This is a genomic window from Paenibacillus barengoltzii NBRC 101215 (genome assembly GCF_004000745.1).
GTDB lineage: Bacteria > Bacillota > Bacilli > Paenibacillales > Paenibacillaceae > Fontibacillus > Fontibacillus barengoltzii.
Window position 1 is genome coordinate 28,798 of the sequence record NZ_BILV01000005.1, and the last position, 22,608, is coordinate 51,405.

Below are 22,608 nucleotides of genomic sequence, written 5' to 3' on the forward strand. Positions count from 1 at the left end.
TTAAATCCACCCCCGCCATTTTACCGCCTCGGTCATTCGCTTCAGCCCTACGATATACGCGGCAAGACGCATGTTCACCCGGCGTGTCACCGAAGTCTGATAGACCTTGTGAAAAGCGTCCACCAACAGCTGCTCCAGCTTCGCGTTCACTTCCTCCAGCGGCCAGTAGTAACCCTGATTATTTTGGACCCACTCAAAATAGGATACGACCACGCCGCCCGCACTCGCTAGGACATCCGGCACAATCAGAACCCCGCGCTTGGACAAAATTTCTGTCGCTGCATACGTCGTTGGACCGTTGGCCGCTTCGACGATCAGCTTGGCCTGGATGTGCGGCGCGTTTTCCTCGGTGAGCTGGTTCTCGATCGCAGCCGGCACGAGGATGTCGCATTCCTTCACCAGCAGTTCCTGATTTGTGATCCGGTTGGAATAGAGATGGGTCACCGCGCCAAAAGAATCCCGCCGATCCAACAGCTCGAGGATATCAAGCCCGTTCGGATCGTACAGCGCGCCGCGCGCATCGGCAATACCAACGATGATAGCCCCGGCGTCGTGTAAGAACTTGGCCAGGTAACTTCCGGCGTTGCCAAAGCCCTGGATGATGACTCGCGCGCCTTCCACCGCCATGCCGGCCATCTTAGCGGCCTCCTTCAGCACGATCGTGACGCCGAGGGCCGTCGACGATTCCCGCCCGTAGGAGCCGCCGAGCACCAGCGGTTTGCCAGTGATGAAGCTCGGCGAGTCGAATTCGCGGATTCGGCTGTACTCGTCCATCATCCAGGCCATCACCTGGGAGTTGGTGTACACGTCAGGCGCCGGGATATCCTTGGTCGGTCCGACCAACTGGCTGATTGCCCGCACATATCCGCGGCTTAAGGCTTCCAGCTCCCGCATCGACATCGTCCGCGGGTCGCAGGCGATTCCGCCTTTTCCGCCGCCGTAGGGCAGCGACACGATGCCGCATTTGATGCTCATCCACATCGACAAGGCCTTCACTTCCTCCGCCGTCACGTCGGGGTGGAACCGCACGCCGCCTTTGGTCGGCCCGACCGCGTCATTGTGCTGAGCGCGGTAACCGGTAAAGACCTGGACCGAGCCGTCGTCCATCTTCGCCGGAATCCGCACGGTCAGCATCCGCAGCGGCTCCTTGAGCAGGTCAAACATCGCCGGCGGCTCGTTCATCGTCTGGAGCGCCATGCGAATGACCTGTTGGGTGCTGGTCAAAACGTCCATATTTTCCGAAAGTGTTCGTTTCCCGTTCATAATCATGGGTTACCCTTCTTCCGTCCGTATTGGAGATAGATTTGAAGCCTGCTAAGCTCGTCGTCGTTAAAGCTCTAGGTTGCTTCAGCTGCTTTAACATTGCTTCGACAGCTCTAGTATTGCATTCGGAGACGCTAATGTTACTTCAGTAACTCTAATGTTGCTTTGGAGACACTCATGCTAGTTCGGTAACTCTAGGGCTGTTTTAGAAACTCTAATGTTACTTAAGTAACTTTAACGCCGCTTCAGTAGCTCTAATGTTGCGTCTGCAACTGGCTTCCCGCAGCTCTAACGCTTGTCACAAACCTTATTGCCGCCAAAATTGCTGTTCTGCAATTCTAACGCTTACCACGAAGCTTATTGCGTCATAATTCGGGCATAAAGGGGGATTTCCATCCAAATAGCGTGTCTCAGCGTCGTTAGAATTTGTGAGAAGCTAATTTTGCTGCAATAGCGCTCTGTATCAGCGTTAGAGCAGGGAGCGCCGTCCTAGCGAACAACGAGCAAAGAGTAAGCTAGCAAATGACGAAACGAGCAAAAAGAGCAGTAAAGCAAAAGAGCTAAAAGGCAAAAGAGCAACAGATTAATAGAGCAAAGCGCACAAGATCAAGAAGTATCCTGGAAGCGATCGATCGCCTACAGCTTCCGGGAAGTCAGCTTGGCTTGGGTGAACAGCAGCAGGTAGTCGTAGCCGCCGGCTTTCGAATCGGTTCCCGACATATTAAAGCCGCCAAAAGGATGGGCCCCGACCAACGCTCCGGTACATTTGCGGTTCACGTACAGGTTGCCACAGTGCATCGTTTCTAACGCTTCGCTGATGCGATCCTCATCCCGGGAAAAGAACGACCCCGTCAGCCCAAACTCGGTATTGTTGTACAACGCAATCGCTTCGCGCCAATCCTTCGCTTTGCCGATCGCCAGTACCGGCCCAAAGATTTCCTCCTGCATAATCCGGGCCTTCCCGTCCACGCCAGCGAACACGGTAGGTTGAATATAGTAGCCGTTGCCTTCGGCTTTCCCTCCGCCGGTGAGAAGCTGCCCCTCTTGCTTCCCGATCTCGATGTAATCGAGGATTTTGCGGTAAGAAGCCTCGTCGATCACCGGTCCAACCGCTTTATTGTGCTCGGGGAGGCCAATTTCCAGCTGTTTCGTCAATGATACGACTTTCTCCACCACCTCGTCGTAGACGGACGCTACAATGAACGCACGGGAGCCGGCGGAGCATTTCTGTCCCTGGAACCCAAAAGCCGAGGTCACGATGGCCTGTGCGGCTGCATCCAGATCTGCCGTTTCATCCACGACGATGCCGTCCTTGCCGCCCATTTCGGCGACGACCCGCTTGATCCAGATTTGCCCGGGAGCCGTATCGGCTGCCAGCTTGCTGATGCGCAGTCCGACCTCCTTCGAGCCGGTGAAGCTGATAAACCGGGTTTTCGGATGGGTAGTCAGATAATCGCCAACCTCGGAGCCGCTGCCGGGGATGAAGTTCAACACTCCGGCCGGCAAGCCAACCTCCTCCATCAGTGCAGCGAACTTATAGGCGATAACCGGTGTGTTGGAAGCGGGCTTGAGCAGTACGGTGTTGCCAGCCACAATCGCTGCTGAGGTCATGCCCACGCAAATCGCCAGCGGGAAGTTCCATGGCGGAATGATGACGCCTACGCCAAGCGGGATGTAGGTCAGCCGGTTTTGCTCTCCGGGGACCGGTGTCAGCGGCATCGTTTCGTTGATCTCGCTCAAGCGGATCATTTCCCGTGCGTAGAAATTCAGGAAGTCGATCGCCTCCGCGGTATCAGCGTCCGCTTCCGCGTAGTTCTTGCCGGATTCGAGCACCATCAGAGCAGAGAACTCATGCTTCCGTTCAGTCATGAGTTTGGCGGCCTTCAACAGATACTGTGCGCGTTCGTAGGGCGGTACCTTTTTCCACGATTCAAACGCCGTGAGGGCAGTCTGCATCGCTTTCTCAGCCAGCTTCTGATCGGCTTTGCTGACATGACCAATCGTTTCATTAAGATTGCCGGGGTTGATCGAGCGGATTTTGGCCTCCGTAAAAATCTTCTCGCCGCCGATCTGCAGCGGAATCTCTCGCCCCAGCTCTGACTTTACTTGGGCAATCGCGGCTTCCATGGCCTGGCGGGCCGGCTCTTGACGAAAGTCGGTAAACGGTTCATTACGGAATGCTTCCAGTTTTGCTGTTGTGCTCATAGGGAGTACTCCTTTATGAATAAGATTTTTGGTTATTACTTAAATAAGTTCTTTAAGACAAACCATACGTTGGCGGGACGTTCCGCGAGGCGGCGCATAAAGTAGCCAAACCAATCGCTGCCAAACGGGACGTACACGCGAACCTTGTAACCCTCGCGAACGAGCGCAAGCTGTAAATCTTCGCGAATGCCGTATAGCATTTGAAATTCGTAACGATCCGGTGGAATGGATAAATCCTGAATTAGTTTCTTCGCGTAGTCGATCATCTGGGAGTCATGGGTTGCTATGGCGGCATAACCGCCGTTCATCAGGTGGGTAGAAATGAGGCGTTTGAAATTTTCGTCGACGTCCGACTTGGACGGGTATGCGACCTTCGGTGATTCCTTGTAGGCTCCCTTCACAAGGCGAAGGTTCGGCTTCAGGGCCTTCAAGTTCTCGATGTCGTCTATGGAGCGATACAAGTAAGCTTGGATGACGATGCCAACGTTGTCGATTTGTTCGCGCAGTTGCTTGTAGATCGAGATCGTTTTTTCACAATAAGTAAAATCCTCCATATCGATGCGCACAAACAACCCGTACAGACGGGCTCGGTTCAGGATCGTGGTCAGATTGCGCATGCAGAGTTCGTCGCTAATCCCCAGCCCCAGTGAAGTGAGCTTTAGCGAGAGATTGGCTTCGACTCCAGCTTCATTGATGGCATCCAGGGTCTTGAGGCACATCCGCATGGACAGTTCAGCTTCGGCTTCTGTGGACACAAACTCACCGAGGTGATCGAGGGTGGCTACCCGACCCGTCGCATTTAATGCGCGTACAGCTTCAATTGCACCATCAATCGTTTCTCCGGCGACAAACCGGCTGGCACCAAAGCGCAGCCCGTAACGGCGGGCCATTCGTCCCACGGATTGGCTTTTGGCGAAGGATTGAAACAGGGTGCGGAGCAACGCTTCCATAGGCATCCATCCTTTTCCATTTCTCATTGTACACAAAATATACAATATTTTAGATTTTTGAACAATATAAGTTGAAAAAATAAACAAAAAAATTTTAAATTAAAGCAAAAGTGTTCAATATTGAACATATCTATACTGGATGAAAGCCTAATCTTCGCGATGGAATATTGAACCTCGCCTGTATTCGTGTTAGATTTACAAGTAAAATTTCATTACGTGTGAGGTACCTATGTTCAATCATGAACGGATATCCTTCCGGCAGGATTTGACCCGGTTGAAACCGGAAGAAAAAATAAGGGCATTGCTTACGGCACTACAGGATGGCCAAGCGGCGGCAGTCGAGTTCGACGGGGCTTGGTATCTGTTGACGCCGGATGGTGCCGAGCGGCTTGAAGCTTGGGGCGAAGGGAGCATCGGGGGAGGACTGCGGCTTGACGGGACGAGGTTCATCGTTTCGGTCGTGTTCCAAGAGTCGGAGCTGGCGCTTCCGGTCAGCGAACTGGCGACCCGCTGGTCCAGCGCAGATCCAAACGGGCGGCTGGCGTTGGTGGTTAATGATCGACAGGAGCCTGTTGGTTATCTACCGATGATCGACCTGCTCAAAATAGCAGCGGATCGGCAGCAGCGGGCGGAGGCGTATTTTGACGCCCTGCTGGAGACGGTCAGTGATGCGGTAACGGTTGTGGACCGGAACGGTACGGTAATCGGCTGGAACACGGTGGCGGAAGAAGTGTACGAGATCGCGAAAGCGGACATCGTGGGCCGCACGATCGGGGAGCATTTTGATCCAGACGCGCTGGTCGTGCTGGGGATCTTGGATGAGGGCCGGCGGCTGCGCGGGGCCTACCATCGTCCGCGGGAAGGCACGCATGTGCTGATCAATGCATCACCGATCGTTGAGCCGGGTGGAGGGATCATCGGCGGCGTGGCGACCGAGCAGGATATCACGCACCTCGTGAAGCTGAATGATGAATTGACCGTAGCGACATCCCGTCTGTTAACCCAGCGGATTGGCGATGAGGATCCGTTTGCCTTAATCAGCGGACGCGGGGAGAGCATGGGCAAAGTAATTAAGCTGGCCAAAAAACTGGCCGAAACCGACTCCACTGTGCTCTTGATCGGGGAAACCGGAGCGGGCAAGGAGCAGTTGGCCAGAGTGATCCATCGCGCCAGTGCGCGGTCGGAGGGCCCGTTCTTGGCGCTGAGTTGCGGGGCCGTTCCGGCAGGACTGGCGGAAGCGGAGCTGTTTGGCTATCAAGGCGGCGCTTTCTCGGGACAGCCGTCGGGCCAGGCCGGTCGGCTGGAGGCGGCGGACGGCGGCTCGATTTTTTTGAATGAGATTGAGTGTTTGCCGTTAGACGTACAGGAGAAGCTAGCTCATTACATCAAGCACCGGACGATCACGCGAATGGGGTCTTCGGAAGCCGTGCCGGTATCGGTGCGCATTTTCGCCGGCACCACCCAGGATCTGGGCCAACTCGTGCGGGAAGGCAAATTCCGGGCGGATTTGTACTACGCGCTGAACGTGGTATCGCTGAAGGTACCGCCGCTGCGTGAGCGTCAGGAGGATCTGGGGCCGTTGGTGCAAATGTATTTGCGCGTGTATTCGTTGCAGTATCAGAGGCCGCTGCCGACCGTTTCGCCGGAGGTGATGCTGGCGTTTGCAAATTACGACTGGCCGGGAAACGTTAGCGAACTGCGGGCGGTGATCGAGCGGTGTGTAATTTTAAGCGAAAATGAGCAAATCACGCTGGAGCACTTGCCGGAGGCGTTGCAGCAGCGGCAAGCTCAGCTGGAGTTCGCAGCGGCGGATTCTGCGGCGGGTATAGCGGTTGGAAGCGGAGCCGTTGCCGGTTCTGAGTTCGGGCGGGGAACAAGGCTGTCCTCTGTGGAGCAGTCCGATCGGCTGGACAAAATGCTGCGTCCACGCATCACCCCCGAAGAGGAAATGGAGCTGATGAAGGAAGCGCTGGAGCGGACAGCGGGGAACAAGAGTAATGCCGCCAAGCTGCTGGGTATTTCCCGGGGTACGCTTTATAAAAAGATTCGGGATTATAATTTAGTATAGTCCATTTTTAGGAAAAGGCGGGGCCTTTGTGTTTTATCACAAAGACCCTGTTGCTTTTAGTGACTAATGTTCCTCCAAAAAGGTATTCCTCGTTTAGTAAACATTCCCTCAATACTCTGTACATGGTAATATTACCTAGGAATATTATACTAAATGGGGGATTGGATCAATGAAAAAGAAATTGCTGCTCAGTTCTTTTTTACTGATGTTTGTCTTGTCTAGTACTGTGGCTAGTGCCCATCCAGGTCGAACGGATGCGAAAGGTGGCCACACGTGTCGGACCAATTGCGCCAAATGGGGATTAGAACAAGGCGAATATCACTACCATAATGGGGGAAGCTCTTCTTCTAGTTCTAGTAAGAAATCCTCTTCTTCATCTTCCAAAAGTTCTACCAAACCATCAACCAAAGGTTCTTCTGCTCCAAAATCGACAGAGCCAACCTATAAGAAATCTAAACTGACTGTATTCATTAATGGGCAGAAAGCAAGTTTCGATAGTGGTTTAATCATTTATCAAAATACAAACCTGGTTCCTCTCCGCGAAATTGCAGATTTACTAGGTGCAACCTTTAGTTATGATGCCAAAAGTGGTGTCATTACTGTAAGTAAAAATTCGAATACGGTCACATTTACAATAGGAAGCAAGAAAGTGTACTACAACGGGGAAGCTGAATCGATGAATGTGGCGCCCCTGGTCGTCAAAGGAGTTACTTATGTACCATTACAAAGCCTTGTTAAAGGGCTTGGGGCGAGCTTGAAATCGGATGATTCGAATAAACTGAGTATCACAATAAAGTAAAATGTAAAGTAGCAATGAATCGCCTGCTCTGAACCTCGACATGGGCCGAACCCTTGCTTGGGCTCCTGCATAGCATATAGCACACTTGCAGGAAGAGGGGCGTGACTCCATGATAGGCATAGAGTTGTCGGCAATTCATTATGTGTATCTAGCGTTCATCGTCTTTATCATGGCGTTGTTGATCAAGCGGCGCGATACGACGATGATTTGTGTGGCGGGGATTTTTACGCTGGGGTTGCTTGCGACGCAAACACTCAGCGGCTCGGTTTCGGGTATTTTTAATTCGTTTATTTATGCAACCAAAGAACTAATGGGGACGATTATGATCATCTCGATCATCGTGGCGATGAGTCGGGTGCTGATTCGCACGGGCATCAACGAAACGATGGTCTCCCCCTTGACGCGGTTTATTCGCACACCAACGATGGCATATTGGGGCATCGGGATTATTATGATGGTAACCTCGATGTTCTTCTGGCCCTCACCTGCGGTGGCGCTGATCGGCGCTGTTCTGTTGCCCGTGGCAGTCCGCGTGGGACTGCCGGCGCTTGGGGCGGCGGTGGCGATGAACTTGTTTGGGCACGGCATCGCTTTGTCCGGCGACTATATCATTCAGGGGGCGCCAAAGCTGACGGCAGACGCCGCGGGCTTGCCCGTCTCTAGCGTCATGTCGGCCAGCGTGCCGCTGGTTCTCGTCATGGGTCTGGTGAGCACGGTGACTGCTTTCTGGCTGATGCGCCGTGATCAGCGGAACGGCACGTGGCGCGATGGCCTGATCGCCGGAAAAGACGCGGGAGGCGTGCTTAGCGAGGATCGTCCAACGAGCAAAGAGGATCGCGCAGCCATTACCCCTCTGGCCCAAAAATGGTTGGCCATCCTGATCCCGCTGCTGTTCGCCGCCGACGTTGTCGCTATGTTCCTGCTCAATTTGCAGGGCGGCGATGCGACGGCTCTGGTTGGCGGCACAGCGGTGCTGATCCTGATTGGCGTGACGCTGCTGGCGCACCGGAACCGGGGCCTGGAGAAGATCACCTCGTATTTGATCGAAGGGTTGACCTTTGGCTTTAAGGTGTTTGGCCCCGTGATCCCGATCGCCGCCTTCTTCTATCTAGGCGACGCGGCGTTTCAGGAGCTGTTCGGGCAGGTGCTGCCCGAAACATCGCACGGGATCGTGAACGACCTCGGTGTAGCGCTGGCCGACGTCGTTCCGCTGAACGGCATCATCGGCGCCGTGACCCTTGCCGTGACCGGAGCGATCACCGGCCTGGACGGCTCCGGCTTCTCGGGCATATCGCTGGCCGGCTCGATCGCCCAGCTGTTTGGCACCGCCATCGGCTCCGGCACGGCCGTGTTGACGGCGCTGGGGCAGGTCGCCGCCATTTGGGTCGGCGGCGGTACGCTGATCCCGTGGGCGCTCATTCCTGCCGCCGCCATCTGCGGCGTGAGTCCGTTCGAGCTTGCCCGCCGGAACCTCAAGCCGGTGCTCATCGGCCTTGCCGTGACCACCGTGGTGGCGATGTTCCTGGTGTAACACCAGGGAGGGAATGGGTTGTACTTGCACTTGCAAAGAAGGAGGCGGTGTGGCCGCCTCCTTCTTTGATTTTTGCCGCGAATGCATCCCTTGAACTAATTAGCTCCAAAACCTACCGTTAATTTCGCAAGTTTGAGCTTTTAGCGCAATTTACATGTAAAACCTACCGTTATTTTCGGTACATTTGCCCCGAATCGCGGTTTTTGACCAAATTTACAGTAGGATTTACCGTTAATCGTAACAAAACCCCATGATCTGCCTAAATTAACAGTAGCATTTACCGTTAGACCGTCTGACTTCTTCACAACACCAGCTTTGTCCCGTCGTACGACTCCCTAATTACTCATTAAAACTCCGCCCCCCCTCACTGTCTCACACTCCGACCACCCCCACCGTTCAGCTACAGCATTCACTATCACAAATAGTTCGCCACTCCGCGTACCAGTTCATATTTGACGATGCGTTCCCCCTTTCCACGATAAACGGGCCTCATCCACCCTTTAGCTGTCACCTTATGCAGCATTTGGACCGCCGTTTTATGGTTTAGCTCGAAATGACGTTCAACATCCACCGGGCGAATCGGGCGCGCGAGTTGCACGGCAAGTCGGATGAGCTCCTTTTCCGCCAGCAGGCCGCGCGTTATAGGCACCTGTTCCGGATGGTATCGACTGAGCACCATACGCAGCAGGTTGATGCAGAGCTCTGGACGTTGCTCCACGTCGTCGTAAGCGAAGGAGATCACCTGATAGCCCATGGCGTGCAAAAACGTTTCGCGGTTAAGCTCATGGCAGTACTTTTGTCGGTCCATGTCGCGAACATGTGCAGCGTAACCCTTAATCTCAAACAACAGCTTCAACTCTCCGTTCCCAGGCAACCAGGCAAAATCAGCGAAGTACGAGCGCCCCCGCCAATCGGTGACTTCGTACTCCGGATGAAGATCATCAAAGTTGCCGCGCAACGGCCACCACACATTCCTCAGAAACAATGACTCCGCATGGGCATGTCCACGTTCGAGTCGGCCTCGGCGTTCCCCGGATCTCCGGGTTAAATGGTGCTCGAGAAATGCTGTGTAATTTTCCTCAAAACTCATAGAACTCATCAGCCAATCGCCTCCTCTAAACAAAATAAAAAACGCCCCGCATTAGCTCTTGAAGTTTGATCCTTAATCGCCAGGAGCGCCATCAACCCAAAGGTCATGGTACCAGCCCTTAAATATGGTTCAAACTTGAGCTAAACGGAACGTGCTTCGTCTTAGCTTTTAGTATAGTGCCGGCGGAGGGCTCCGTCCAGCATGGGAGTGTTAGTTGAGGGCATATGCTGGGGGGCAGGGAGGCAAACTCATCTGACCTCACATCCATTTTTACATTGCATTTCTTAAGCAACGGTCGTAAGCTAACGGAAGGGTTTTCCAGTTAGGAGTCACTACCGGTCGCTTTAGCAGGCTGCTGACAGACGCTTGGAGCCGAACCTTAGCGCTTAACAAGTCCACTTCCCGGTTCATTTCCCACCTTCTCCCTGCATAAAGGATGAAACGAAGCGGGGATGTGCGCGTAACAATATTTAGTGTGTATAACGAAAGGGTGAGGGGCATTGGAGAACGGCATGAACGTGAAGTTGTATGAAAAATTACCGGATGGCGAGCTGCGGGAACTGGAAGAGCGTGTCTGGAACGCGAATATGGTCGCTGCGTTGGAGCATGTCAACTATCTAGTCGTGGGCAACCGGGAGTTTGAAACGGTAGAAGGCCGGCTGAACGTCGACGAGGGGAAGCTGGAGCTGCTGCTCGTACCGGTTGTGCATGAGTAAGCTGTTTTTTTCGTAAGGAGGGAATAGGTCTTGGCCAAAGAAGAGGAAGCCACACGAACGGAAAATACTGCTGCATCAGAGACAACGGCGAAGGAGCCGTTGGTATCTAAATTTTTGACCCCGGAAGGCAAGCCGATCCGCGTCTTGTCTACCTCACTGGGCATTGCGCTGTTGGCGAATGCGTTCCTGATTCCAGGGGCCGGGGCTACGGCAACAGGGAGCGGGACGTCGGCTGACGAACCGAAGCTGGTGGCTTGGTCGACAGAGGAAGTGAAGCAATATTTCGATAAAAACGTAGACTGGAACATCCCAGTTCCGGTGGAGGAAGAAGAAGCATCCGGGGAGGCCGCGGGGACCGGTAGCTCAAACGGCATAGACGCCTCGAACGGCTCCGGAGGAACCACCGTCATCAACCATTACGGCGGGGGATTCGGTTGGGACGATATGCTGCTGTATCACCTGCTGTTCAACAGCGGGTCCAGCTATTCATCCAGCCGCTGGTATGACAATCACCGCGGGTATTATGCCGGAACGTCGACGCCGTACAAGCCGAAAACGTACTCCAGCGAAACGTTCCAAAACAAACAGATGGCCGGCTCCGTCGTTCGTCCGAAGACTTCGACCTCGTCAACCGGCTCCATCGTTCGGCGTTCGACCTCCTCGAAGGCGGGCGGCATCGGCGGGAAATCCAGCTCTCTGGGCTCGTCGTCGAGCTCCTCGTCCGGCTCATCCAAGAGCTCGATTTCCGGTTCGAGATCCAGCGGCACCGGTAAGGGGTTCTTTGGCGGATGACGGACGAGAACAATATTTTTGAAGTTGTGGGCCAGCCGCATCCCAACCGGAGCGAGCGGGTGGAGAAGCTGGCCGAGCTGGGCTTTACCTGGGCGGATCTCGAGGAAGAGGAGTATTGGATCGATCAGCTGGTGTTGATGCCGAAGGAAACCTATGCGGAGCTCGAGCAAGCTGCGGCCGCGCTGTGGCGCATTCTCGACAAGGCCGCACGCTACGTCCATCGTCGGCCGGATCTTTATGAGCTGATTGGGATTCCACCGATTCTGTGGACGATGCTCAATGAGCTGCCGATCCCGGAGCCGGGATTGATTAGCCGCTATGCGCGGTTTGATTTTGCCGTGGCGAATGACGGCACGATCAAGCTGCTGGAGCTCAATGCGGATACGCCAACCGGCTACGTGGAAGCTTCGATCGCCACCCCGTGGTTGATGGAGCAGGCGGGATACGATTCGCCAAATGCCCGGATGAAGGACCTGGTCGCGGAAGCTTGGGCCATTGAGCAGCCGGATACCGTCGCATGCGTGGATTACGGCTGGCATCTGGAGGATTCCGGAACGATTGAAGCGCTGGGCCGGCACAGCGGGCTGGATTTGCACTATGAAGATTGCCTGGAGCTGTGGATTGACGAAGGCATCCTGAAAAATAAAGACGGCCGTACCATTGAGCGCCTCTTCGCGTTGTACCCGAAGGAATGGATGGCAGTGGACGATGCCGGCGAGGCGTTAAGTTACGCGATCGAAACCGGTCGCCTGACCATTTTCAACGGGCCGCACAGCATTTTGCTGCAATCCAAAGGCTTGCTTGCCGCTGTCTGGGGGCTTTACGAGCTGGGCTTGCTGTTTGATACCGAGGAACGCCAGGCGATTGCGAAGTACATGCTGCCCACCTACAACAAGCCGGTCTTCGCCGGCGGCTTCGTATCCAAGTCGATGTTTGGACGTGAAGGCGGTTCGGTCCGCTTGTTTGATGAGGAGGGCCGTCTGGAGCTGGAGGATCAAGAGGGCTTTGACAGCAGCGTCTTGTTCCCCACGGTATATCAAAAAAGAGCCGAGCTGGCACGAATCAATACCGTCTTCGGCGAGCGCCATTTGTTGACCGGCCTGTTCGTCCTGAACGGGACGCCTTGCGGCTTGTTGGGTCGAGCTGGCGGACCGATTACGGGCAATACCAGTCATTTTATCGCGTTAGGAGTGAAATAGATGCATAGTTCGAAGCAGCCTTGGACGCGGCGTTTCCTCATTACGTTGATGCTGGTGTTGTCGGTGGGCTTCCTTGGAGCCTGCGGAGATACGACCAGCGTCTTCTCGACCGAGAGCGGTTCGGAAGCGGAGTTAACAACCGCCCGCGTACCTTGGGACTATAAAATCGTGGAAGCAACGGTTGGCGATCTGGTGGGCAGTGATATGACGATTTTGCCCGATAACGATCTGCTGCCGAACGATAACAATTACGCCACCGGGGATAAAATTTGGATCCTGCAGTTTATGGACGCCGAGCTGACCACGGACGAGAACCAGAAAAACGAAGTACGCCTATCCTCCTGGACGACATTGAAATCCTATCCGGATCAGGCGTCTGCCGAGAAAGATCTGGCCGAGCTGAAGGTGTCGGTGACGACCGACGTCAACCTAGTTGGCGTGTATAAAACGGAATACCAAGGCAAAATACGGTGCTTTGCCGTGCTAGAGCTGCCAACTGGGAACCGGATCAAGCAGCCTATCGACGAGGAACGGTATGCTGCGCTGGAGAAAGCGAAGACGGTGCCGGTTGTGCTGGAGGAAGTGCATGATTTTGCCGATTATGATTTGGCGTTTGCGAAATTTCGGGGGTGGGCGAATTGACGATCGTGATCAATATTGTAGTTAGTGTCATCGTGATGATTTTGCTGCAGTTGCTGGGGATGGTGGTCTTCAATTGGATGACCCCTTACCGCGATATGGAGGAGTTGAAGAAAGGTAATGTCGCCGTAGCCCTGGCGCTGGGCGGCAAATTCCTGGGCACCGCAATCATCTTAGGGGTGTCCGCCTTCACGAACACCTCCATCTTACATATGGTCCTGTGGTTTGCCGTAGGTTATGTGTGTCTCGTGGCATCTTATTGGATTTTTGAATTGGTTACCCCGGGATTTAAGATTTCCGACCAACTGAAGCAGGGAAATGTTGCGGTCGGCACCTTGCTGTGCTTGGTGTTTATCGGGATGGCGTTTGCAGTGAGCAGCCTCATTATCTAACGCAGGGCAAATAAACAAGAACCCCCGTATTCCGCCGATGAATTCGAGCCTGGTGGAATGCGGGGGTGTTTTTTTGTATGTGTGGAGGGTCGGTTACATTAACTCTTGCCGTTTACGTAGATAGCCGTATAAGATCAGGCTGCATACTGCGCATAACAAGGCGCACACGCCGATAAAAGCATACCCAGCTTGCAGGCCGCGCAAGAGGCCAAGTCCTGTGTCCGTGCCGCCGGAGAAGAGCTCTTTGATCCCGTCCGTGATCCAACCGATCAGATAGTTGCCGATGACACTGCCCACCCCCATCAGCGTAACGATGAAAGTAATCGCTGAATCGCTGGAAGAGCGATACTTCTTGGCGATCAGCGCCATGACGGTCGGATAGATCGGAGCGATGCCGATGCCGGCCGCTGCGAACAGGAAAGCTCCGGGTTCGCCTGCCCCGATGGCAACCAAAGTACAGATTCCCGAGAAAGCCGAAAACAAAATCAAGGAGAGCGTAAACCCTATTTTATCGGTAACCGGCCCGAGTGCCAGCCGTGCGAATGTAAAGCAAAGGAAGAAGGCAGACAGCATCCCGGATGCGCTGGTGGTGTTCCAGTGATAGGCTTTTTCCAGAAAGTTCACCAGCCAGCCGCCTACCGCTAGCTCTGACACGACGCCAAACGAAAGCACCAGCACGATCAACCAGATTGCGGGATCACGCATTAGCTGGGTGAACGGAACCCGCTCGCCGCCCTGTTCTTCCTCGCCGGGGAACCGGCTTAGCAGCGTAGGGATCATCGGGATGACCGAGAGGGACAGCATGACCAAATACATGCCTCTCCAATCCAGCGTATGCCCGCCAATTGAGACGGTCATCAGCCCCGAGGCGATTAATGGTGCTACCGTAGAACTCAGCCCGTAGAAGAAGTGAGACAGGTTCATCATCGTACCGGTGTTGCCGACAAAAATCCGGGCGGCCAAGATCGCCAGCGCGATTTCCAGCATCCCGTTGCCGATGTACATCAGGAAATAGGAGCCTGATAATGCCGGGTAGGTGCGTGATGTAAAGATAAAGACCCCGGAAGCAACCATGGAACCAAAGGCGAGCATTGTCACCGTTTTTGCGCCCCATTTGCGGGTTAGGTAGGCCGTAAAGGAACAGGCCAGCAGATACCCCAACGAGTTGAGCGACAGGAGCGTACCGATTTGCATCTCGTCCAGGCCGAAGTCCGTTTGAATACGCGGGATCGCGGGGCCTTTAATATTTTCCGAGAAGCCAAAGACTAAGAAACCGATAAAGACCGTTAGCAGTTGGAATACATAATTTCGTTTGGAAGAAGCGGCGCGGGGGGTGGCGTCGACGGAAGCCGCCGTCGTCTTCTCCGCATCAAGTTGTGTTTGCGCTTTCAAGGGAAGCCCTCCTGATGTCCATCAATCGTAAATGTAAAAAAGGTCGAACAGGCAAATCGTAACACACTTTTGGGCTTCAATCTATCCCCGGGCAAAAAAACACCCGCCTACCACACGCTTGTTCAGCGGCGTAAACGGGTGCTTCACCCTCTTAATGGTTAATATCGCATTTGTTCATGATAAATCTGATTTGATTTTCGAGCCGGTTGATTTTCTCCTGCGTTTCCGGGTCAGCGTGACCCAAGCCTCGCATCTCGGCGAGTTCTTGCTTCAATCGGTGCAGGTCCTCACCTGCGTTGGCGCAGTTATAATCGCTTTCGAGATTTTCCAGCATGCTGATCTCCTCCATTGGTTACTCCGTGATTCTTTCCTATTATGGAGGATTAAGGTTGGGCTTATTCAGATTGCTCCGGTTGAACGGAGTCGCCGCCGATTTTGCGAAGAAACTCGTTGATGTGTTGATGCATGGAAATGATGTCCTCCACCTCGGCATGCGTACCTTCAAACAGCCGCATCGGGACGGTGCAGGCTTTGTTCTTCAGCGCTTTCCCCTCCTCGGTTAATGCGATGATGACGTTGCGTTCATCGGCTTTGTCCCGCGTTCGGGTAACCAGGTTCATCTGCTCCAGCTTTTTGAGCAGCGGCGTTAATGTGCCTGAGTCAAGGAACAGCATCGAACCCAGCTCCTTCACCGTGATCCCGTCCCGCTCCCACAATGCGAGCAACGTAATGTATTGCGTATAGGTTAAGCCTAGTTCCGACAGCAAAGGCCGGTACAGCTTCATAATCTCCCGGGAGCAAGTATAAAAAGCAAAGCAAAGCTGATTCTCCAGCTTCAACATTTCATCAGTATTCATCTATATTCACCTGCCATTTAATTGCATGCAATGTAATTGCTGTTGAGCCATTATAGCATTGCTTGTTCTTTGGCGTAAAGGGGCTGGAGCGGGACTGGGACGTAATCACAAACACTTGAGGAGACGGAGATTCGGGATTGCCGGTAAAGTTGAGGGGGGCGCTCTGTTTAGATCTACAAATTGACACGATTATATAGATTGTATACAATTAAATTACACTTAATTAATTTGTTGGCGGAGGTGCCATAGATGTCATTATTCGATATTGAAGTCAAAACCATTCAAGGCCAAGTGCAAACGCTGGAGCCTTATCGGGGCCAAGTCATGCTGATTGTGAATACGGCGACCAAATGCGGGTTTGCTCCGCAATTTAAAGGGCTGCAGAAGCTGCATGACACCTACAAGGACCAAGGCTTCACGGTATTAGGTTTTCCTTCAGGCCAGTTCGCCAACCAGGAGCTCGGGACGGATGAAGAAGTGGCGCAGGCTTGCGAGCTGAATTTTGGCGTGTCGTTCCCGTTATTTTCGAAGATCGATGTGAATGGAAAGAATGCTCATCCGCTGTTCAAGCACTTGACCAAGGAAGCTCCGGGATTGCTGGGCTCCAAGTCGATTAAATGGAACTTTACGAAGTTCCTTGTGGATCGGGACGGCAAGGTGGTTAAGCGTTTCGCACCAACCGATGAACCTGCGAGCATTGAAGGGGAGATTCGCAAGCTGCTTGGGGTTTAGGGCAACGACTGTCGCGCGAAGTGCGGAAACGCCTCAGATCCTATTGCGTAACTTTCTCTGCTATGTCACACTAGTATTAATACAAGTAACTGACGTGAGGCAAAGCCTGCCCCGTTTCCTATCCTGAATGGAGAGGAGCGGGGCTTTTTGTTTTTTTACTAAGGATGTGAGGGGCTTTCTTATGGGATTCGAAGCGGAACATGAGATTTGGCTGCAGGAGCATATGAAACGAAGAACGGGGGAGCGTCTGGATGCACTTCGGCGAGGGCATGGTTATGGGAATCGGTTGTTTGTCGAGCGCATTTGGTGGCCGTTGGTGGGACACTTTGACGGATTGCATCCCGAATACGAAGTGAAGGATTGGCGGGGGAGGTCTTATTATGCTGATTTCATGTGGGAGGTGGGGACGGTACGGATCGTGTTTGAGATTATGGATTACGGTTCACATGGCACAGACCGGACGAAATATCGGATGGATTTGAACAGGGGATTGTTTTTGCAGTCCCAAGGCTTTCTAATCTACTATATTGCACTGGACGAAATAAAGGAGAGCCCTTCGTTTATCCTCTCCTCCTTGCGGAGTATTCTGGCGCCGTATTTGTCTGTGGTTGAGGGGGGAGCCCTGCGGGCCTTTTCGAAGATTGAGAGGGATCTGATGCGTGCCGCGGTTCGCCATGATCGGGTCATTCGCCCGACCGAGGTGGCGAGGGAGTTGGAGCTGCACCCGATGACAGTCATAAAGTACTGCCGGATTCTCACGGCAAAAGGGAAATTCCGCGCCATCGCCAAAGGGAGCTCCGGACGCATCACTTCATATGAGTATGTGGGTTCGCTGCTGAGCCCGGATTTGGTGTGAGCGCGGCGGACTTAGGGGAACGTACATGAAAAATCGTGTACATTTGGTCCTCGGGAGGGGAAAACGGCCCGATATATATGAAAAATCATATAGAATGGGCCGAATTGATGGCGAAGTGGCAGAATGTACACGAAATTTCATATAGAATGCGCCGTGTGGCGAGGGTTTGGGGGAAATGTACACGAAAAATCGTGTACATTTGGGCCTCGACTCGTGAAACCGGTCAATATAGGCGGGAATCGGTTCCGAGATGCACGGCCTCAAACCAATTTCTTCCGCAGATAACCGGACATCCAGTCTACGAGCGTGATCATCACGATGATGCCGAGCAGAATGATGCCCACGCGGTCCCAATCCCGCGAGCTGAGAGCGAAGATCAGCGGGGTACCGATGCCGCCGGCGCCGATGACGCCGAGGATTGTTGCGGAGCGCAGGTTGATCTCGAACCGGTACAGCGTGTACGACAGGAAGCCCGGCAGCACTTGGGGCAGCACGGCGTACCACAGAATTTGCAGGCGGTTCGCTCCAGCAGCGATCAGCGCTTCGGTGGGACCGTGGTCCATGTTCTCGATCTCGTCGGCGAACAGCTTGCCAAGCATACCGACCGAGTGCAGCCCCAGCGCCAGTACTCCGGCAAAAGCGTTCGGCCCCACCGCTTTGATGAACAGCAACGCCATCACGATTTCCGGGAAGGTGCGGACGAAGCTGAGCAGGATTTTGCCGGATCCAGAGACGAAACGAGACTTGCCCCGATTGCCCGCCGCCCAGAAGGTGAACGGCAGGCAGACGAGCGTAGAAACGAACGTGCCCAGGATCGAGATAGTCAGAGTCTCCAGCAAACCGCGCAGCAAATCCTCCCCGTCTGGCAAATACACGTAATCCCAATCCGGCGAGAACAAGCCCGAGAGGATCGACTTCGTGATTTGCCCCGCCGTTTCCTTTATTCCGTCAAAAGGAATCCCGGCAAAAGCCCATACATAGAGAAGCAGGAGCAAGATATAGATCAGCAAGCGGTAACGGTTCTTTTTGGGCTTTGGCACTTTGTGCCGCCAAGTCGTTGTGTTTGTTGTCATAACCATTTCTCCCGCAATTTGGTGCTTACATAATCGATCAACAGGACGACCACGAGCGTGAACAAGATAATCATGCACGTCTTGTCATACTCTAGGAAGCCTAAGGTCACTTCGTAATAATGGCCGATCCCCCCGGCCCCGACGAGACCTAATACCGCCGCGGCGCGAACGTTAATTTCGAACGTGTACAACACGTACGAGATAAAATGGGCCTGAATCTGAGGCACAACGCCAAAGGCGATCCGTTGCACGGGCGCAGCCCCGACGGCCGTCATCGCTTCCAGCGGCCCGCGGTCAATCGTCTCCAACGCTTCGTACGTCAGTTTGGCGATTAGACCAAACGAGAAGACGCTTAGCGCCATGATGCCGGGCAGCGGGCCGAGTCCAAAGATGGCGACGAAAATGGCCGCCAGCAGCAGGTCCGGAATCGTCCGCACCAGGTTCAGCAAGAAGCGGACAGGCTGATAGATCCAGGCGCTGCGGCTGAGATTGGAGGCGCAGAGCAGCGCTACTGGTACAGCAAGGATTGCGCCAAACGTCGTGCCGATCAGCGCCATGCGGATCGTCTCCAGCATCGCCGGAACGATATTGTCGAAGTAGCTCCACTTCGGCGGGAACATCTCCCGCAGCAGATCGAGCATGTTTGGCGAGCCCTGGATCAGCTTGCCCCACGAAGTGTCCGTATCCACGGCGCTGCCCCACAGCAGGAGCAAGATGATCGCGGCGGTTAAATAATGCTTCAGCTTGCTGGGGGCTGCAGGGCGATGCTGCTTTAGACCAGCATGGCCGGACGGGCTAGTGCTTGGATTGGCGTTAAAATTAGCATCGGCGTTGCTGTTGATGTTAATGTTAGCACCCACGTTGGCGTCGGCGTCGGTTACGGCGTTGGCATTGGTATTAGCCTTAGCATCTGCATCGAAGCTAGGACGAGGGTTCATGTTCATCAAGCCTGCGCCTCCAGCACCTGCGGCCCCGGAAGTCGACTGGCCAACAGCTCTTCGCGGTCGATTGCGCGACCGTAAATTTCGGCAAACCGCTCGTCCGTGGCTTCCCCCACAGGACCGTCGAAGACGACTTGCCCGGCACGGAGCCCGATGATGCGCGTCGCATAGCTGCGCGCCAAGTCGATAAAATGCAGGTTAACGATCGTCGTAATGCCCAGCTCGACGTTGATACGCTTCAAATCATCCATAACCTGCTTGGTCGTCAAAGGATCCAGGGAAGCCACGGGCTCGTCGGCGAGGATGATTTTAGCCTCCTGCGCCAACACGCGAGCGATGGCCACCCGCTGCTGCTGCCCGCCGGAGAGCTGGTCGGCCCGGGCGTAGGCTTTTTCCACGATGTTTACGCGTTCCAGCGCTTGAAAGGCTAACTCTACATCGGCCTCCGGAAAACGGCCAAACAACGTACGAAGCGTGGAATGGTAGCCGACCCGGCCAGCCAGCACGTTGCGCAGTACGGAGGAGCGTTTCACGAGATTAAAGCTCTGAAAGATCATGCCGATGTCGCGGCGAATCATCCGGAGCGATTTGCCAGCGGCTTGCGTGATCGATTTGCCGTCGATGAGAATGTCGCCTTCCGAGATGTCGTGCAGCCGGTTAATGGACCGTAGCAGCGTCGATTTGCCCGCACCGGACAAGCCCACGATCGCCACAAATTCACCGGGATCAATCTTTAGGTTAATTTGATCCAGACCTTTGGTGCCGTTCGGATACGTTTTGGTAACATTGCGCAGTTCTATCACGTTTAGGCTCCTTTTTCACAAAAAATAATCAGGAAAAGTGCACAGCCAGCCGGGAGCACACCGCGCTCCGACTGGCTTGAAGGAGGATTCGTCAAATTTCGCATCATCGCCTATTCTGTCTTCACTTTCTCGTTATACTCGCGGACGATGTCGAACACGCTGTCGTTGGATTCGACATAGCCTTCATGCGTGTAGATATCCGCGATGATTTGATGTCCTTCCGGATCTTTGCCGATTTCGATGAAGGCATCCTTTAGCTTCTGCACCCATTCGGCGTTCATATCGGAACGAACGGAGATCGTGTCGTTTGGAATCGGTTCCGTGTACGTCAGGACGCGGGTGTCTTCGAATACGGTAGGATAATCCTTCACCACAGTGTTCCGTGCATCCTGGAAGATCGCGGCGGCATCGACATCACCGTTCAGGACTGCGATTACGCCTTGGTCGTGACCTTTTACCGTGATCGGCTCGACGTCAGACAGCGGATCCAAACCAGCTTCTTGAAGCTTGGCAGCCGGCCAGACATAACCGGCAGAAGATGTGACGTTTTGGTAGGCGATTTTTTTGCCTTTCAGGTCTGCCACGGACTGGATGTCGGAATCTGTTTTGACGATAATCATCGCCTTGTAGAAATCTACCAGTTTATCCGTAGGCGCACCGGTCTCATCTTGTACTCCGTAACGTTGTGCTTGTAAAATCACCTCGGCCGCGCCTTTATCTTTGGCCAGCACGTAAGCGGTTGGAGGCAAGAAGCCGACATCCACTTGCTTGGAAGCCATCGCTTCAATAATCGTATTGTAGTCAGTCGACACGCTGACTTTAACCGGAATGCCCAGGCGATCGGACAGCAGCTGCTCCAGCGGTTTTGCTTTGGCTTCCAGCGTGTCGGCGTTTTGCGAAGGTACGAATTGGACGGTTAACGTTTCTGGAACGTAGCCGGTATCTGCAGACGTGTCAGCCGCATTTGCGGATGCGTTGGATCCGGCACCGGAAGACGCGGCATTCGATTGACTGGACTCGGCCGATGCATTCCCGCTGGTGTTCGCCGGAGCGTTGTTACCACAGGCGCTCAGGATCACGGAGAATGTTAATAATAAAGGTAAAACCAACTTACTAATCTTCTTCAAGCGTATGACCTCCACTATTCTCATTTTTTTAGGTTCGAGACTACTATAAAAGAGATTTATTAACACGCCGTCAGAGGAAAAGCGGAAGTATGTAAAATTCCTTTTCTTTCAGGAGTTTACAAACTTTGCGATCTTCGTTGCTAGAATGAGGAGGGGAATAAATAGGAATCCGAGGTGAAGGTGATGGAGCAACATATGGAACGTGGAACCGGGGCGATCCCATCGGGACAGGAGGAAGTTCTCTGCAAAATCCTGGTCACCAGCGACATCCACGGCTTTATTTATCCAACAGATTATCGTTCGACGGCGGAACGTTCGCTGGGGCTGGCCAAGCTGGCTACGCTTATTCGACGAGAACGCACGCATACACCCGACTTGCTGCTGATTGATAACGGAGATGCGATTCAGGGGACACCACTGTGCACCTATCACGTCAAAAATCACCCCCACGGGGTTCATCCGTCCATCGCGGTGATGAATCTATTGGAATATGACGCCGCAGTACCGGGGAACCACGAGTTTAATTACGGGCAAGCACTTCTGGGTAAGGCGATGAAGGATGCCCGCTTTCCGTGGCTGTCGGCGGGGATTTTGGCTGAGGAGTCGGGGGAGCCGGCGTTTGGCAAGCCTTATGTGGTAAAAACAACCCCGGAAGGCGTACGGATCGCTATCTTGGGTGTTACGACTCACTATATCCCGCATTGGGAGCATCCCCGGCATATCGAGGGTTGGGCGTTTCGGGATGCGCTTGAGACGGTGAAAACCTGGGTTCCCCGCATCCGAGAAATAGAGCAGCCGGATTTGCTGGTGGTCAGCTATCACGGCGGGTTCGAGCGGGATTTGGCGACCGGCGTACCGACGGAACGGTTAACGGGTGAAAACCAAGGCTATGCCATGTGCCTGGGGGTGCCGGGCATCGACGTCTTGATCACGGGCCATCAGCATCGCATGCTCACGGGCGAGGTCGGCGGAGTCACGGTGATCCAGCCAGGAACGGGCGGACAAGCGTTGGGCCAAATCACCGTTCGCTTCAAGCGCGGAACTGACGGTCATTGGAGCATCCGCGAGAAAACGGCCGAGCTGCTCGTTCCCGATGCCGCCGTGGAGGCGGATGCCAAGGTGATGGAGCTCATACGGCCGCTGGAATCGGCTACACAGGCTTGGCTTGACCAGCCGATCGGCC

At 54.1% G+C, this 22,608-nt stretch carries 22 protein-coding genes; 11 read left to right on the forward strand and 11 right to left on the reverse strand.

All coding sequences use genetic code 11. The features are described 5' to 3' along the window. The 3 genes from PBA01S_RS02075 to PBA01S_RS02085 all read right to left on the reverse strand — a co-directional run bounded on the left by PBA01S_RS02075 (window position 1) and on the right by PBA01S_RS02085 (window position 4,418). Window positions 1-1,269, reverse strand: coding sequence for a Glu/Leu/Phe/Val family dehydrogenase (locus PBA01S_RS02075; protein ID WP_127575198.1), 1,269 nt, complete (start codon window positions 1,267-1,269; stop codon window positions 1-3). 630 nt (window positions 1,270-1,899) lie between these two features. After that, window positions 1,900-3,468: an L-glutamate gamma-semialdehyde dehydrogenase gene (pruA, locus tag PBA01S_RS02080; RefSeq protein WP_127575199.1), complete on the reverse strand. Its 1,569-nt coding sequence runs from the start codon at window positions 3,466-3,468 to the stop codon at window positions 1,900-1,902. Between the two features lie 35 nt (window positions 3,469-3,503). Continuing rightward, window positions 3,504-4,418, reverse strand: a complete 915-nt coding sequence (locus PBA01S_RS02085) for a proline dehydrogenase family protein (protein WP_028540375.1) — start codon at window positions 4,416-4,418, stop codon at window positions 3,504-3,506. 229 nt (window positions 4,419-4,647) lie between these two features. Between PBA01S_RS02085 and PBA01S_RS02090 the strand changes: the two genes are divergently transcribed. The 3 genes from PBA01S_RS02090 (at window position 4,648) to PBA01S_RS02100 (ending at window position 8,816) form a co-directional block, all read left to right on the forward strand. Next, window positions 4,648-6,486, forward strand: coding sequence for a sigma-54 interaction domain-containing protein (locus PBA01S_RS02090; RefSeq protein ID WP_127575200.1), 1,839 nt, complete (start codon window positions 4,648-4,650; stop codon window positions 6,484-6,486). A 169-nt stretch (window positions 6,487-6,655) separates the two neighbouring features. After that, on the forward strand, window positions 6,656-7,285 hold the full coding sequence (locus PBA01S_RS02095) for a copper amine oxidase N-terminal domain-containing protein (RefSeq protein WP_127575201.1): 630 nt from the start codon (window positions 6,656-6,658) through the stop codon (window positions 7,283-7,285). Window positions 7,286-7,397: 112 nt separating this feature from the next. Beyond that, on the forward strand, window positions 7,398-8,816 hold the full coding sequence (locus tag PBA01S_RS02100; protein WP_028540373.1) for a hypothetical protein: 1,419 nt from the start codon (window positions 7,398-7,400) through the stop codon (window positions 8,814-8,816). 415 nt (window positions 8,817-9,231) lie between these two features. Here the strand turns inward: PBA01S_RS02100 and PBA01S_RS02105 are convergent, their stop codons facing one another. Beyond that, window positions 9,232-9,906, reverse strand: coding sequence for a PDDEXK family nuclease (locus PBA01S_RS02105; protein ID WP_164744067.1), 675 nt, complete (start codon window positions 9,904-9,906; stop codon window positions 9,232-9,234). Window positions 9,907-10,418: 512 nt separating this feature from the next. Between PBA01S_RS02105 and PBA01S_RS02110 the strand changes: the two genes are divergently transcribed. The 5 genes from PBA01S_RS02110 to PBA01S_RS02130 are packed head-to-tail and all read left to right on the forward strand — an operon-like array spanning window position 10,419 to window position 13,644. Beyond that, window positions 10,419-10,622 (forward strand): hypothetical protein, encoded by a 204-nt coding sequence (locus tag PBA01S_RS02110; RefSeq protein WP_036701668.1) that lies wholly within the window; start codon window positions 10,419-10,421, stop codon window positions 10,620-10,622. 30 nt (window positions 10,623-10,652) lie between these two features. Beyond that, the gene (locus tag PBA01S_RS02115; RefSeq protein ID WP_255315268.1) at window positions 10,653-11,414 is read left to right on the forward strand and encodes a hypothetical protein; all 762 of its coding nucleotides are present in this window, start codon (window positions 10,653-10,655) and stop codon (window positions 11,412-11,414) included. After that, on the forward strand, window positions 11,411-12,613 hold the full coding sequence (locus PBA01S_RS02120; protein ID WP_127575202.1) for a glutathionylspermidine synthase family protein: 1,203 nt from the start codon (window positions 11,411-11,413) through the stop codon (window positions 12,611-12,613). The genes PBA01S_RS02115 and PBA01S_RS02120 overlap by 4 nt, the downstream gene beginning before the upstream one ends. Continuing rightward, window positions 12,614-13,255 (forward strand): hypothetical protein, encoded by a 642-nt coding sequence (locus PBA01S_RS02125; protein ID WP_028540369.1) that lies wholly within the window; start codon window positions 12,614-12,616, stop codon window positions 13,253-13,255. Then, on the forward strand, window positions 13,252-13,644 hold the full coding sequence (locus tag PBA01S_RS02130) for a DUF350 domain-containing protein (protein WP_127575203.1): 393 nt from the start codon (window positions 13,252-13,254) through the stop codon (window positions 13,642-13,644). The genes PBA01S_RS02125 and PBA01S_RS02130 overlap by 4 nt, the downstream gene beginning before the upstream one ends. A 93-nt stretch (window positions 13,645-13,737) precedes the next feature. Here the strand turns inward: PBA01S_RS02130 and PBA01S_RS02135 are convergent, their stop codons facing one another. The 3 genes from PBA01S_RS02135 to PBA01S_RS02145 all read right to left on the reverse strand — a co-directional run bounded on the left by PBA01S_RS02135 (window position 13,738) and on the right by PBA01S_RS02145 (window position 15,893). Beyond that, complete coding sequence (locus PBA01S_RS02135) at window positions 13,738-14,937, reverse strand: MFS transporter (protein WP_127575207.1); 1,200 nt, start codon at window positions 14,935-14,937, stop codon at window positions 13,738-13,740. 250 nt (window positions 14,938-15,187) lie between these two features. Then, window positions 15,188-15,370: a hypothetical protein gene (locus PBA01S_RS02140; RefSeq protein WP_016314349.1), complete on the reverse strand. Its 183-nt coding sequence runs from the start codon at window positions 15,368-15,370 to the stop codon at window positions 15,188-15,190. Window positions 15,371-15,431: 61 nt separating this feature from the next. Beyond that, a complete protein-coding gene (locus PBA01S_RS02145) occupies window positions 15,432-15,893 on the reverse strand; it encodes a MarR family winged helix-turn-helix transcriptional regulator (protein ID WP_085278704.1) in 462 nt (153 codons plus the stop codon). A 249-nt stretch (window positions 15,894-16,142) separates the two neighbouring features. Between PBA01S_RS02145 and PBA01S_RS02150 the strand changes: the two genes are divergently transcribed. Both PBA01S_RS02150 and PBA01S_RS02155 read left to right on the forward strand, forming a co-directional pair. Beyond that, window positions 16,143-16,625, forward strand: coding sequence for a glutathione peroxidase (locus PBA01S_RS02150; RefSeq protein ID WP_028540366.1), 483 nt, complete (start codon window positions 16,143-16,145; stop codon window positions 16,623-16,625). A gap of 181 nt (window positions 16,626-16,806) precedes the next feature. Beyond that, on the forward strand, window positions 16,807-17,481 hold the full coding sequence (locus PBA01S_RS02155) for a hypothetical protein (RefSeq protein ID WP_127575204.1): 675 nt from the start codon (window positions 16,807-16,809) through the stop codon (window positions 17,479-17,481). Between the two features lie 260 nt (window positions 17,482-17,741). Here the strand turns inward: PBA01S_RS02155 and phnE (PBA01S_RS02160) are convergent, their stop codons facing one another. From phnE (PBA01S_RS02160) to PBA01S_RS02175, 4 genes are all read right to left on the reverse strand, one after another. Further along, a complete protein-coding gene (phnE, locus tag PBA01S_RS02160) occupies window positions 17,742-18,554 on the reverse strand; it encodes a phosphonate ABC transporter, permease protein PhnE (RefSeq protein ID WP_085169914.1) in 813 nt (270 codons plus the stop codon). Next, window positions 18,551-19,498: a phosphonate ABC transporter, permease protein PhnE gene (gene phnE, locus PBA01S_RS02165; RefSeq protein WP_255315269.1), complete on the reverse strand. Its 948-nt coding sequence runs from the start codon at window positions 19,496-19,498 to the stop codon at window positions 18,551-18,553. Before phnE (PBA01S_RS02165) ends, phnE (PBA01S_RS02160) begins: the two co-directional genes overlap by 4 nt. Continuing rightward, window positions 19,498-20,298, reverse strand: coding sequence for a phosphonate ABC transporter ATP-binding protein (gene phnC, locus PBA01S_RS02170; RefSeq protein ID WP_028540363.1), 801 nt, complete (start codon window positions 20,296-20,298; stop codon window positions 19,498-19,500). The genes phnE (PBA01S_RS02165) and phnC overlap by 1 nt, the downstream gene beginning before the upstream one ends. Before the next feature lie 110 nt (window positions 20,299-20,408). Then, window positions 20,409-21,425 carry a phosphate/phosphite/phosphonate ABC transporter substrate-binding protein gene (locus tag PBA01S_RS02175; RefSeq protein ID WP_028540362.1) on the reverse strand — a complete coding sequence of 339 codons (1,017 nt, stop codon included), beginning with the start codon at window positions 21,423-21,425 and terminating at the stop codon, window positions 20,409-20,411. A gap of 183 nt (window positions 21,426-21,608) precedes the next feature. Between PBA01S_RS02175 and PBA01S_RS02180 the strand changes: the two genes are divergently transcribed. Beyond that, a partial coding sequence (locus PBA01S_RS02180; RefSeq protein ID WP_174844450.1) for a metallophosphoesterase occupies window positions 21,609-22,608 on the forward strand: 1,000 nt, incomplete at its 3' end.

What these genes read in the sequence shown, in the direction of transcription:
- PBA01S_RS02075 (WP_127575198.1), bottom strand. Translation starts at nt 1,269, where the DNA reads ATGATTATGAACGGGAAACGAACACTTTCGGAAAATATGGACGTTTTG.
- pruA (WP_127575199.1), bottom strand. Translation starts at nt 3,468, where the DNA reads ATGAGCACAACAGCAAAACTGGAAGCATTCCGTAATGAACCGTTTACC.
- PBA01S_RS02085 (WP_028540375.1), bottom strand. Translation starts at nt 4,418, where the DNA reads ATGGAAGCGTTGCTCCGCACCCTGTTTCAATCCTTCGCCAAAAGCCAA.
- PBA01S_RS02090 (WP_127575200.1), top strand. Translation starts at nt 4,648, where the DNA reads ATGTTCAATCATGAACGGATATCCTTCCGGCAGGATTTGACCCGGTTG.
- PBA01S_RS02095 (WP_127575201.1), top strand. Translation starts at nt 6,656, where the DNA reads ATGAAAAAGAAATTGCTGCTCAGTTCTTTTTTACTGATGTTTGTCTTG.
- PBA01S_RS02105 (WP_164744067.1), bottom strand. Translation starts at nt 9,906, where the DNA reads ATGAGTTTTGAGGAAAATTACACAGCATTTCTCGAGCACCATTTAACC.
- PBA01S_RS02110 (WP_036701668.1), top strand. Translation starts at nt 10,419, where the DNA reads ATGAACGTGAAGTTGTATGAAAAATTACCGGATGGCGAGCTGCGGGAA.
- PBA01S_RS02120 (WP_127575202.1), top strand. Translation starts at nt 11,411, where the DNA reads ATGACGGACGAGAACAATATTTTTGAAGTTGTGGGCCAGCCGCATCCC.
- PBA01S_RS02125 (WP_028540369.1), top strand. Translation starts at nt 12,614, where the DNA reads ATGCATAGTTCGAAGCAGCCTTGGACGCGGCGTTTCCTCATTACGTTG.
- PBA01S_RS02140 (WP_016314349.1), bottom strand. Translation starts at nt 15,370, where the DNA reads ATGCTGGAAAATCTCGAAAGCGATTATAACTGCGCCAACGCAGGTGAG.
- PBA01S_RS02145 (WP_085278704.1), bottom strand. Translation starts at nt 15,893, where the DNA reads ATGAATACTGATGAAATGTTGAAGCTGGAGAATCAGCTTTGCTTTGCT.
- PBA01S_RS02150 (WP_028540366.1), top strand. Translation starts at nt 16,143, where the DNA reads ATGTCATTATTCGATATTGAAGTCAAAACCATTCAAGGCCAAGTGCAA.
- PBA01S_RS02155 (WP_127575204.1), top strand. Translation starts at nt 16,807, where the DNA reads ATGGGATTCGAAGCGGAACATGAGATTTGGCTGCAGGAGCATATGAAA.
- phnE (WP_085169914.1), bottom strand. Translation starts at nt 18,554, where the DNA reads ATGACAACAAACACAACGACTTGGCGGCACAAAGTGCCAAAGCCCAAA.
- phnE (WP_255315269.1), bottom strand. Translation starts at nt 19,498, where the DNA reads ATGAACATGAACCCTCGTCCTAGCTTCGATGCAGATGCTAAGGCTAAT.